The sequence below is a fragment of the Micromonospora sp. NPDC049101 genome, from assembly GCF_040648675.1.
Taxonomy (GTDB): domain Bacteria; phylum Actinomycetota; class Actinomycetes; order Mycobacteriales; family Micromonosporaceae; genus Micromonospora.
This window is the reverse complement of the sequence record NZ_JBEZED010000011.1, coordinates 65,755-77,334: the sequence shown is the minus strand read 5'-3', so window position 1 is coordinate 77,334 and position 11,580 is coordinate 65,755. Positions and strand designations below refer to the sequence as shown.

Sequence of the window (11,580 nt, the reverse complement as noted above, 5' to 3'; positions counted from 1 at the left end):
GGGAGAACAGGCGCCGGCCCTCCGAGGTCCGCTCCTGGTTGCCGTGGTTGTTCATCACCCCCAATCTCGTCGGACTGATCGCCTTCACTCTGGGTCCGATGCTGGCCGGGCTGGGCATCGCGTTCACCCGCTGGAACGTGCTGTCCGGCCTGGGCGGAATCGAGTGGGTGGGCCTGGACAACTTCGCCGAACTGTTCGCCGACCCCAAGTTCTGGAAAGCCCTGGGCCGCACGGTGTTCTTCGCCGGCCTCGGCGTGCCGATGTCGATCGCCTTCGGCCTGCTGCTCGCACTGGCCCTCAACCGGCCGCTGGTCGGCCGGGCCGCGCTGCGGGTCGTGTTCTTCGTACCCAGCATGGTCAACACGGTCGCCATCGGTATGGTTTGGCTGCTCGTACTCAACCCCAGCGCCGGGCTGCTCAACCAGGCCCTGCGGATCCTGGGTCTGTCCGAGCCGCCGACCTGGCTGGTGTCCGAGGATTGGGCTCTGCCGGCGCTCGTGCTCATCCAGGTGTGGGCCGGCATGGGCTACCAAGCGGTGATCTACCTGGCCGCTCTCCAGGAACTGCCTCAGGACCTGCACGAGGCGGCGATGATCGACGGCGCCGGCGCGTGGCGCCGGTTCCGCACCATCACGTGGCCGAGCCTCATGCCGACCACCATCTTCCTGGCGATCACGTCGTTCATCGGCACGTCGCAGGGGTTCGGGTTGATCGCCTTCCTGACCGGCGGCGGCCCGGGGGAGTCCACCACCGTGCTGGCCTACTACATGTACCAGTCCGGATTTCAGGCCTACAAGTTCGGCTACGCCGCGGCGATAGGCGTCGTCACGTTCGCCGCGGTGCTGCTGCTGACGCTGGTGCTGTGGCGGTTCCAGAAGGGACGGGGGCTCTACACATGACCCGCAGCCGTAATGCCCGAACCCTGCAAACCTGGGTGCTGAGCGCTCTCATGTGGGCGATCGCGGTGCTCTTCGCCCTTCCGCTGCTGTGGATGATCTCGGCCTCGCTCAAACGCAACATCGACGTGTTCACGCTTCCGGTGACGTGGATTCCCGACCCGGTTCGGTGGGTCAACTACGTCGACGTGTGGGCCGGCGACCCGCCCCTGCTGCGCTACTTCGGCAACTCCCTGATCGTGGCGACCGTTGCCGTCACCGGCGAGCTGTTCACGTCCTCCCTCGCCGGGTACGCCTTCGCCCGCATGCGGTTCAAAGGTCGCGACCGCCTCTTCCTGCTCTACATCGCGACCTCGATCGTGCCGACCCAGTTGCTGCTCGTGCCCCGGTTCATGTTCTTCCAGGCCGTCGGCCTGTACGACACCCTGTGGGCGCTGATCCTGCCGAGCATGTTCACCGTCTTCGGCACCTTCCTGATGCGCCAGCATTTCTCCGCCGTGCCCGGAGAGCTCGCCGAGGCCGCCCGCATCGACGGTGCCGGCGAGTGGTCGATCTACTGGCGTATCTACCTTCCGATGGCGCGGCCCGTCCTCGCGGCACTGGCGATTCTCGGCTTCGTGTGGTCGTGGAACAGCTACGAGACGCCTCTGATCATGCTTTCCACCGACGAGAACTACACGCTTCCCGTCGGCCTGACCCGTTTCGTCGACGGCGACGGCGGCCTCGCCGGTGGCCTGTCCATGGCCGCGGCCACCTCGTCGGTCGTGCCGATGATCATCGTGTTTCTCGTGTTCCAGCGCCAGTTCCTGTCCGCACTGAGCCGCACCGGGCTCAAGTGACACCGACGGAGGCTCACAACGATGCGTGTTGAACACGCCGCACACGACATCACAGTGGTCGGCGGTGGTCTGGCGGGTGTGTGCGCCGCCATCGCCGCCGCCCGCCTGGGCCGGACGGTCGCGCTGATCAACAACCGGCCGGTGCTGGGCGGCAATTCCAGCAGCGAGGTGCGGGTCTGGGTGGTGGGTGCCACGAGCCACGGCGACAACCACTACGCCCGCGAAGGCGGGATCATGGGTGAGCTGTTCGTGGAGAACCAGTACCGCAACCCGCAGGGCAACCCGTACGTGTGGGACACGGTCGTGCTCGACGCGGTGCGGGCGGAATCGAACATCTCCCTGTATCTCAACACCGACGTCCGTGACGTCGAGGCGGGCGGGCCGCCCGAGGCGCGGCAGATCCACGCCGTCACCGGGTGGATGATGGGCTCCGAGCGGCTCATCCACTTCTCGTCGCCGATCTTTCTCGACTGCACCGGTGACGGCCTGATCGGACACCTGGCCGGCGCCGAGTACCGCATCGGCCGCGAGGCCAGCGGCCAGTACGGCGAACCCTGGGCGCCCGCCGAGGCCGACGACATCACCCTCGGCAGCACCCTGCTCTTCTACACCAAGGACGCAGGTGAGCCGGTCACCTACGTGGCGCCGTCGTTCGCCAAGGACATCACGCGGACCAGCATCCCGCAGCAGCGCCTTATCCGGGCCGGCGACAACGGCACCGCGTACTGGTGGATCGAGTACGGCGGCGAGTTGGACACCGTCCACGACAACGACGTCATCCGCGACGAACTGTGGTCGGTCATCTACGGCATCTGGGACCACATCAAGAACTCCGGCCGGTTCGACGCGGACACGATGACCCTGGAGTGGGTCGGGGCCGTCCCCGGCAAGCGGGAGTACCGGAGGTTCATCGGCGACCACGTGCTGACCCAGAACGACATCATGGGCCAGACGGAGTTCCCCGACCAGATCGCCTTCGGCGGTTGGTCCATCGACATGCATCCCCCGCAGGGCATGTACGCGACGGAGGCCGCCTCCAAACACCTGCACCCGGACGGCGTGTACCACATCCCCTACCGCTGCCTGTACTCGGTGAATACCACGAACCTGCTGTTCGCCGGACGCAACGTCTCGGCCAGCCACATCGCATTCGGGTCGACCCGGGTGATGGCCACCTGCGCGACGCTGGGCCAGGCGGCGGGAACCGCCGCCGTCCTGTGCCTCGACCGGCAGGTGGCCCCACGCGAACTCGACGTGGGTCACCTGCAACAGACGCTCCTGCGCTCCGACGCGTCCCTCATCGGCGTGGCCGCGGCTGACCCTACCGATCAGGCCCGCACGGCCCTGGTGACGGCGTCCTCGACGCTGGACGGGATCGAGGTGACCGAACCGGGTGCGGAGTGGCCGCTGACCGCCGACGCCGGCATCGTGCTGCCGGTCGATCCCGTCCTGGCGGGGCTGGAACTTCTCGTCGACGCGGCCGAGGCCACGACGCTCGTGGTGGACCTCTACGACCCCGGCCTCGGGCAGAACTACGTACCGGGCACGCTTGTCGACAGCGCGGAGGTCCCGGTCGGGGCGGGCGCCGGGCAGTGGGTCCGCCTTCCGCTGGAGTGGACGCCGCCCTCCGCGCGCAACGCCTTCCTGCGGGTGCGGGCCAACCGCGCCGTGACCCTGCACATCGCGGACACGACCGTCCCCGGCGTTCTGTCCCTGTCCCACGTGCCGCCGACGCCGGACCTGGAGGAGCGGCAACCGGTGCTCGAGTGGAAGAGCGGCGCCCTCCGCCGCCGGACCTTCTGCCTGCGCACCGGTCCGACCGCGGCCTACTCCGCCGACAAGGTGGTCGACGGGTACCTGCGCCCCTTCGCCGGACCGCACCTGTGGATGTCGCGGCCCCTCGCCACGGACGGCGAGCCGTGGTTGCAACTGGCCTGGGCGGAGCCGGTGACGGTGAGCCGGGTCGAGATCATCGCCAACGACGACGTCAACGAGGACCTGATCAATCTGCCCCATCACCGGATGCCGTTCACGCTCATGCCGACGCTCGTGCGCGACTACCGGATCGAGGCCCGTGCCGCCGGGGCCGGCTGGCAACCGCTCGTGTCGGTGGCCGACAACCGGCAGCGGCGCCGCACGCACAGTCTCGCGGCCCCGATCGTGACCGACCGGATCAGGGTTGTCGTCACCGCCACCAACGGCACCGGGTCGGCCCAGCTGATCGCCGTGCGGGCCCACGCCTGACGGTCTGCCGTCGCAGTCCACCGAAGCAACGATCCTCGAACAGGAGACCACGTCCGTGCCCCTCAGTCCCATGCCGGAGACGCAGGCGCCCTGGCCCGGCCGTGACCGGCTGCGCATCACCGGCGTCCGGTCGATCGTCACCGCCCCGGAGGGCGTGCCCCTCGTCGTCGTCCGGGTCGACACCACCGATCCCGGCCTGTACGGGCTCGGATGCGCGACATTCACCCAGCGGTTCCACGCGGTCGCCGCCACCGTCGACCGTCATGTCGCGCCGCTGCTCGTCGGCCGCCATCCGGCCGACATCGAGGACATCTTCCGGATGATCCATTTCTCGTCGTACTGGCGCAGCGGCCCGGTCACCAACAACGCCCTGTCCGGCGTCGACCAGGCGCTGTGGGACATCGCCGGTAAACGGGCCGGCATGCCCGTCTACGAGTTGCTCGGCGGGCGGGTCCGAGCGGCGGCCGACACGTACCTGCACGCCGGCGGGGCCACCGTCGACGACACCCTGGAGCAGGCCCGCGTCCTGCTCGATCGGGGCTACCGGCACGTCCGGCTGCAGGTCGGCGGCCCCGGCGCCGGAACCTACGGCGCTCCGGCCACGCCCGGCGAGTACACCGGAACACCGCATCCCGGCGGGTGGGACGTGCACCGTTACCTGCGCGACACTCCGGACCTGTTCGCGCAGGCCCGCGCGGCCCTCGGGCCCGAGCCGCACCTGATGCACGACGTCCATTCCCGGCTGACCGTCAAGCAGGCTGTCGGATTGGTCCGCCGGCTCGAGGAGTACCGGTTGTTCTTCCTGGAGGATCCGATCGCCCCGGAGTTCTACGACCGGCTGAGCGAGGTCCGCGCGGCCGCACCCATGCCCATCGCCGCCGGGGAACAGGTGGCGTCGGTGGCCGACGCGGCCCGGCTCGTGACGGGTGGCGGCGTCGATCTGCTGCGTCTGCACATCTCCTCGATCGGCGGCCTGAGCCCGGCGCGCAAGCTCGTCGCCCTGTGCGAACTCCACGGTGTGGGCACCGCCTGGCACGCGCCGGCCGACGTGTCCCCGGTCGGCGCGGCGGCGAACGTCGCGCTCGACGTGACCAGCGCGGCGTTCGTCGTCCAGGAGGGCCACGAGTACGCACCGGCCGTCCACGCGGTGTTCCCGGGCACGCTCGCACCCCGCAACGGCTTCCTCTTTCCGTCGGACGCACCCGGGTGGGGCATCGGCCTCGACGAGGCGGAGGCGGCCAAGTACCCGCCCGTGGAGCACCTTCACGAACGGTGGTCGGCCCAGGTACGGCATCTCGACGGCGGGATCGTGGCCCCGTGAAAATCGACCGTGTCGAGACCTTCCTCGTGGCGCCCCGCTGGCTCTTTCTGAAGATCACCACCGATGACGGTGTCGTCGGCTGGGGCGAACCGGTCGTGGAGGGCCGCGCCGAGACCGTCCGGGCCGCGATCGGTGAGCTGTCCGACCTGCTCATCGGCAGCGATCCGATGCGCATCGAAGACCACTGGCAGGTCCTCACCCGCGGCGGCTTCTACCGTGGCGGCCCCGTGCTGTCCAGCGCCGTCGCCGGCATCGACCAGGCGCTGTGGGACATCGCCGGAAAGGTCCGCGGGGCACCGGTCCACGAACTGCTCGGCGGGCCGGTACGCGACCGCGTCCGGATGTACGGCTGGGCGTACGGCGAGACCGCCGAACAGGTCGCCGAAGCCGCCGCGGCGGCGATCGCAGCTGGATACACCGCCGTCAAGATCGCGCCGCCGGGCGCGATGGCGTTCCTGGACACACCCGCGGTCCTGCGATCCGTCGTCGATCTCCTGGCCATGGTCCGGGAGGCGATCGGTCCCGACAACGACGTGGCGATCGACCTGCACGGCCGAGCCTCGATCCCCGCCAGCCGTCGCCTCCTGCCGCTGCTGGAGCCGTACGTGCCCCTGTTCGTCGAGGAACCGCTGCGGCCGGAGTACTCCAGCGACATCGCCCGGATCGTCACGGCGACCGCACTGCCGATCGCCACTGGCGAACGGCTCTACACGCGGCGCGAGTTCCGGGACGTCCTGGACGCCGGTGTGGCAGTCGTCCAACCTGACCTCTCGCACGCCGGAGGCATCTCCGAGGTCCGGCGCATCGCCGCGGTCGCCGAGATGTACGACGCCGTCCTGGCCCCGCACTGCCCGCTCGGCCCCATCGCCCTGGCCGCATGCCTGCAGATCGACCTGGCCATACCCAACTTTCTCATTCAGGAACAGGCCCTTGGCATCCACTACAACAACGGCCAGGACGGCCTGAACTATCTCGTCGACGCCGACGTCCTGCGGTTGCGCGACGGGCACGTGGAGCGACTCGGCGCACCCGGTCTCGGCATCGACGTCGACGAAAATGCGGTGCGCGAGGCGGCGGCACGAGGCCACCGGTTCCGTTCCCCCGTCTGGCGCGGCCCGGACGGCGCGTTCACCGAGTGGTGACGACCCACCCGACTCCCGACCAACCAGCCCCGTGGAGATGCCATGGCACTGTTCGACCTGCCCGAAGACCTTCTGCGCAGCTACCGGCCCGACGTCGCGGAGCCGGAGGACTTCGACAGCTTCTGGACCACGACGCTCCAGGACGCGCGCGCCCATCAGCTGGATCTCACCGTCACACCGGCCGACAACGGGCTCGCAGTGATCGACACCCTTGACGTCACCTTCGCCGGCTACGACGGCAATCCGGTCAAGGCCTGGCTGCACCTGCCCGTCACCCGCAGCGGTCCACTGCCCGCCGTGGTGGAGTACGTCGGATACGGCGGGGGCCGCGGCCTGCCGCATGAGAGACCGCTGTGGGCCATGGCCGGATATGCCCACTTCATCATGGACACCCGGGGTCAGGGCGCGAAGGGCCCCAGGGGCGACACACCCGATCCTGACCCCACTGGGGACCCCGCGATCGCGGGCTTCACCACCCGAGGCATCGCCAGTCCGGAGACCTACTACTACCGCCGGGTCTTCACCGACGGGGTCCGTGCTGTCGACGCCGTACGTGAGCTGTCCGAGGTGGACCCGAGCAGGGTGGCCGTCACCGGGACCAGCCAGGGTGGCGGAATCGCCACCGCCGTGGCCGGCCTCGCGTCAGGTCTTGTGGCCGCAATGCCCGACGTCCCGTTCCTCGCCGACTTTTCCCGTGCGCTGACCATCACCGACGCCTCGCCGTACGCCGAGATCACCGGCTATCTCAAGGTCCGCCGAGACGAACGGGATCAGGTGCTGCGCACGCTCTCGTACTTCGACACGGTCAGCCACGCCAAGCGGGCCAGCGCCTCGGCGCTGTACTCCGTCGGGCTGATGGACCAAGCCTGCCCACCCTCGACCGTGTTCGCCTCGTACAACCACTACGCGGGACCGAAGGAGATCCGCGTCTACCCGTTCAACGGCCACGAAGGGGGCCAGGCGTTCCATGAGGCCGAAAAGCTGAGGTTTGCCGCCAAGCCGCTCAGCGGGTGAGCGGGGCACAGCCGACCCGCCGGCGACCGGGATCACGTCACCATCAGCAGCACCGCGAAGGAGGAGCCGGCATGCAGCCGCACCCCAATCACCGATGGCTGCGCTGGCCATCGGATCCGTCCCGGAGCCGTCTCGCGTTCGGCGCCGACTACAACCCCGAGCAGTGGCCCCGCCACATCTGGGACGCGGACGTTCGAGCCATGCAGGTGGCCGGCGTGAACATCGTCTCCCTGGCGATCTTCTCCTGGGCCCGGATCCAGCCGCAGGCGGACGTGTGGGACTTCGCGTGGCTCGACGACGTCATGGACCTGCTGCACGCCCACGGCATCGCCGTCGACCTGGCCACCGCGACCGCATCCCCGCCGCCCTGGCTGACCACGATGCACCCGGAGATCCTGCCGATCGACCGAGACGGCCGCACCATCTGGCCCGGCGCCCGGCAGCACTGGCGGCCGACTTCGCCGATCTTCCGATCGCATGCGCTCCGCCTGACCCGCGCACTCGCCGAGCGGTACCGCAACCACCCGGCGCTGACCGCCTGGCATGTCAACAACGAACTGGGCGGCGACAACGCCTACGACTACTCAGACGACGCCGCAGCCGCGTTCCGGCACTGGCTGCGCCGCCGGTACGGCACCCTGGAGGCCCTCAACCGGGCCTGGGCGACCACGTTCTGGTCGCAGCAGTACAGCGACTGGGCGCAGATCCTGCCACCACGGCTGGCGACCACGCACCCCAACCCGACGCAGCAACTGGACTTCAAGCGGTTCTCCTCCGATGCGCTCAAGGACCACCTGCGCGCCGAACGATCCGTGCTGTACGAAGTGACCCCGGACATTCCCGTCACCACCAACTTCATGGTCATGGGCTGGTCCAAGGCCATCAACTACGCCGACTGGGCCGCCGAGGTCGACTTCATCGCCAACGACCACTACACGACGCCGGGCCCGCAGGCGCACGACGAACTGTCGTTCTCGGCCAACCTCACCGCGAACCTGGCCGGCGGGCGGCCGTGGTATCTCATGGAGCACTCCACCAGCGCGCTCAACTGGCAGCCGATCAACGTCGCCAAGGAGCCAGGCGAGATGGCCCGCGACTCGCTCACGCACGTCGCCCACGGCGCCGACGCGGTCTGCTTCTTCCAATGGCGCCAGTCCGCGGCGGGCGCCGAGAAGTACCACTCGGCGATGGTGCCCCACGCCGGCGTCGACAGCACCATCTTCCGCGCCGTCGCCGATCTCGGCGCCACGCTGCGCGATCTCGCCGAGGTGGCCGGCACGACGCGCCGGCCGGCCGGCACGGCCATCGTCTTCGACTGGGAATCCTGGTGGACGGCGGAACACGACGCACACCCCAGCGACCGGCTCCGCTACCGGCAGGAGGCCCTCGACTGGTACACCGCCCTTCTCAAACTCGGTATCCGCGCCGACGTGGTCCCCGTCGACGCGCCGCTGCATCGCTACGGTCTGCTCGTCGCCCCGATCCTGCATGTCGTGCCCGGCGCACTCGCCGACCGGCTACGCAGCTACGTCGCCGGCGGCGGCCACCTCGTCACCACCTACTTCTCCGGCATCGTGGACGAGCACGACCACGTCTGGCTCGACGGCTACCCGGGAGCCCTGCGCGATCTGCTCGGCATCAGGATCGAAGAGTTCGCTCCCCTGCCCGACGAGGAGTGCGTCGATCTCGACAACGGCACGGTCGGCACCCTGTGGACCGACCGCATCGACCTCACGGACCCCACGACCGAGGTCCTGGCCCGGTACAGCCACGGCGGCCAGACTGGCCGCCCGGCCATCACCCGTCGGGCCGTGGGTTCCGGATCCGCCGCCTACGTCTCCACCCGCCTGCGGCCCGACGGGCTCAGCGTCGTCTTGGCCGACCTGGCGAAACGAGCCGGCATCCACAGCGAACTCCCGCCGGGCCTGCGCGGTCGCGTCGAACTGGCCGTACGCGGACCGTACTGGTTCCTGATCAACCGTACTGGGCAGCCCCTCGACATCTCCGCCGTCGGCGGCGAACGGCTCGGCGCCGGGACCGCAGTCCTGGCACCGCGCGCCGTAGCGGTCCTGCGTCGCGCCGCGGTCCCGGACCCGGCGGGTAAATCATGATCACCTGGCCCTCGGCGCCCGCTGCGGCGCCGCCTGGACCGAACCGTGCCGCGCGATCTCGCAGGCCGGCCCGCCCATCCTCAGCGAGGAGCTCCTTGAGTGTCCACGATTACCGCTACGGAACCTGATCCGCCGCTCGACGTGCATCCGCGGATGGGAGCGGCGGCTGAGGAGGAGTGCGGCGTCCTCGACTGGTCGGGCGACCGCGACCTGCGCATTGGGCCGTGGCTCGAGCGGTCCGCCCTGGCGGTCGGTTCCTGTGCTCCGCTGTGGACGGTGACCGCACGAAAGTCCGTCGATTCGGTGGCGTCGGTCGAGGACGGGCCGCTTCGGGTGCGGTCGGTCGCGCCGGTTCCGGTACCGCCTACGGTGGTGTGGTGAGCGCGCTGGCCGGTGCGCTGGCCCGGTGTCCGGCGATCGCGATCGTCCGCGCGCGGTCGGTCCGCTACGTCCCGGCGGTGCTCGATGTCCTGGCCGAGGCCGGGGTCACGGCGGTCGAGGTGGCCCTGACGACGCCCGGCGGGCTGCGCGCCATCGCGGGTGCCGCCAGGACGCCGGGGCTCGTCGTCGGGGCCGGCACCGTGCTGGATGCCGCGCAGGCCCGGGCGGCCGTGGATGCCGGCGCCCGGTACCTGGTCACGCCGGCTGTGGTGCCCGATGTGATCGCGGCTGGCGTCCACGCCGGTGTTCCGGTCGTGTGCGGCGCGCTGAGCCCGACGGAGATCCTCGCTGCCGTCCGGGCCGGCGCGGCGCTCGTGAAGGTGTTTCCGATCGGGACGGTCGGCGGTGTCGGCTATCTGCGGGCGGTGCGTGCGCCGCTGCCGGACATCCCGCTCGTGCCGACCGGGGGCATTTCCGCCGCCGAGAGCGTCGCCTATCTGCGGGCGGGGGCCCGGGCGGTCGGTATCGGCGGGCCGCTCGTCGGCGACGCGGTCGACGGTGGCGACCTCGCCGCGCTCGCCGGCCGAGCCGAGACCCTGGTACGGACGCTGCGCCCGGAGCCGGCCGATGCCTGATCTGGTCACGTTGGGCGAGGCCATGGCGGTCGTGCGCGCCACGGCCGTCGGCCCGCCACGCCCCGGCGCCGCGGCGCAGCTGTCGTTCGCCGGGGCGGAGTCGACGGTCGCGATCGGGGTCCGGCGGCTCGGCCACTCGGCGCGGTGGATCGGGCGTCTGGGTTCGGACGCCTTCGGTGACATGATCCTGGCCGCGCTGCGCGCCGAAGACGTCGCTGTCGACGCGGTCGCTCGCGACGCGGACCGGCCCACCGGTCTGCTGGTCCGTCACCGCCGTACCGCAGACCGGGCGGCTGTGGCCTATTACCGCACGGGCGGTGCCGGGGCGGCGGTGGGGCCGCACGACGTTCCCGCCGACGTGCTGCCGACGGCGCGCGTGCTGCACCTGACGGGAATCACCCCGGCGCTCGGGGAACAACCACGCGCCGCGGTCGAGGCCATCGTGGCGGCGGCCCGCCGGGCCCGCACCCGGATCACCTTCGACGTCAACTACAGGCGTCGCCTGTGGTCCGAGGTCGAGGCCCGGCCGGTGCTGCGTCGACTGGTCGCGGGGTCTGCGACAGTGTTCGCCGGGGCCGAGGAGGCCGCCCTCGTGCTCGATCGGCCAGGGCCGGTGGACGCGGTCCAGCTGGCCCGCGGCCTGGCCGAGCTCGGCCCTGAGGAGGTCGTGCTGAAGCTCGGTGCGGCGGGCGCCCTCGTGCTGGCCGGCGGCGACGTCGCACGGGTGCCGGCCGTCGCGGTGACGGCCGTGGACGTCGTCGGGGCGGGCGACGGATTCGTCGCGGGCTACCTGTCGGGTCTGCTGGACGAGCTGCCCCCGGCGGGCCGGTTGGCCCGCGGCGCTGTCTGCGGGGCGTTCGCGGTGTCCACCACGGGTGACTGGGAGGGTCTGCCGACGCGCGCGGAGCTCGGCCTGCTCACCGGCCCGGATGTGGTGCGGTGACTCGGTGCGGACTGCTCCCGCAACCGCAGACCGACCTCGAGGACGTTCGACATC

The 11,580-nt window shown here is 70.6% G+C and carries 10 protein-coding genes; all 10 read left to right on the top strand.

What is annotated here, in order from left to right; genetic code table 11:
- Window positions 1–98 precede the first annotated feature (98 nt).
- Window positions 99–899: a sugar ABC transporter permease gene (locus AB0B57_RS17105; protein WP_357070086.1), complete on the top strand. Its 801-nt coding sequence runs from the start codon at window positions 99–101 to the stop codon at window positions 897–899.
- Entirely contained in the window at window positions 896–1,735 is an 840-nt protein-coding gene (locus AB0B57_RS17100) for a carbohydrate ABC transporter permease (protein WP_357070084.1), read from the top strand. Before AB0B57_RS17105 ends, AB0B57_RS17100 begins: the two co-directional genes overlap by 4 nt.
- 21 nt (window positions 1,736–1,756) lie before the next feature.
- Window positions 1,757–3,979, top strand: coding sequence for an FAD-dependent oxidoreductase (locus AB0B57_RS17095; RefSeq protein ID WP_357070082.1), 2,223 nt, complete (start codon window positions 1,757–1,759; stop codon window positions 3,977–3,979).
- A gap of 55 nt (window positions 3,980–4,034) precedes the next feature.
- Window positions 4,035–5,300 (top strand): enolase C-terminal domain-like protein, encoded by a 1,266-nt coding sequence (locus tag AB0B57_RS17090; RefSeq protein WP_357070080.1) that lies wholly within the window; start codon window positions 4,035–4,037, stop codon window positions 5,298–5,300.
- Window positions 5,297–6,442, top strand: a complete 1,146-nt coding sequence (gene dgoD / locus AB0B57_RS17085) for a galactonate dehydratase (RefSeq protein ID WP_357070078.1) — start codon at window positions 5,297–5,299, stop codon at window positions 6,440–6,442. The genes AB0B57_RS17090 and dgoD overlap by 4 nt, the downstream gene beginning before the upstream one ends.
- Before the next feature lie 42 nt (window positions 6,443–6,484).
- Window positions 6,485–7,456 (top strand): acetylxylan esterase, encoded by a 972-nt coding sequence (locus tag AB0B57_RS17080; RefSeq protein WP_357070076.1) that lies wholly within the window; start codon window positions 6,485–6,487, stop codon window positions 7,454–7,456.
- A 71-nt stretch (window positions 7,457–7,527) separates the two neighbouring features.
- Window positions 7,528–9,567 carry a beta-galactosidase gene (locus tag AB0B57_RS17075; protein ID WP_357070074.1) on the top strand — a complete coding sequence of 680 codons (2,040 nt, stop codon included), beginning with the start codon at window positions 7,528–7,530 and terminating at the stop codon, window positions 9,565–9,567.
- A gap of 99 nt (window positions 9,568–9,666) precedes the next feature.
- Complete coding sequence (locus tag AB0B57_RS17070; protein WP_357070072.1) at window positions 9,667–9,948, top strand: hypothetical protein; 282 nt, start codon at window positions 9,667–9,669, stop codon at window positions 9,946–9,948.
- Window positions 9,945–10,583 (top strand): bifunctional 4-hydroxy-2-oxoglutarate aldolase/2-dehydro-3-deoxy-phosphogluconate aldolase, encoded by a 639-nt coding sequence (locus AB0B57_RS17065; RefSeq protein ID WP_357070070.1) that lies wholly within the window; start codon window positions 9,945–9,947, stop codon window positions 10,581–10,583. The genes AB0B57_RS17070 and AB0B57_RS17065 overlap by 4 nt, the downstream gene beginning before the upstream one ends.
- The gene (locus AB0B57_RS17060) at window positions 10,576–11,526 is read left to right on the top strand and encodes a sugar kinase (protein WP_357070068.1); all 951 of its coding nucleotides are present in this window, start codon (window positions 10,576–10,578) and stop codon (window positions 11,524–11,526) included. Before AB0B57_RS17065 ends, AB0B57_RS17060 begins: the two co-directional genes overlap by 8 nt.
- Window positions 11,527–11,580 lie beyond the last annotated feature (54 nt).

Coding starts and splice junctions, on each gene's coding strand:
- AB0B57_RS17105 (WP_357070086.1), top strand. CDS start 99: ATGCTGGCCGGGCTGGGCATCGCGTTCACCCGCTGGAACGTGCTGTCC.
- AB0B57_RS17100 (WP_357070084.1), top strand. CDS start 896: ATGACCCGCAGCCGTAATGCCCGAACCCTGCAAACCTGGGTGCTGAGC.
- AB0B57_RS17095 (WP_357070082.1), top strand. CDS start 1,757: ATGCGTGTTGAACACGCCGCACACGACATCACAGTGGTCGGCGGTGGT.
- AB0B57_RS17080 (WP_357070076.1), top strand. CDS start 6,485: ATGGCACTGTTCGACCTGCCCGAAGACCTTCTGCGCAGCTACCGGCCC.
- AB0B57_RS17075 (WP_357070074.1), top strand. CDS start 7,528: ATGCAGCCGCACCCCAATCACCGATGGCTGCGCTGGCCATCGGATCCG.
- AB0B57_RS17060 (WP_357070068.1), top strand. CDS start 10,576: ATGCCTGATCTGGTCACGTTGGGCGAGGCCATGGCGGTCGTGCGCGCC.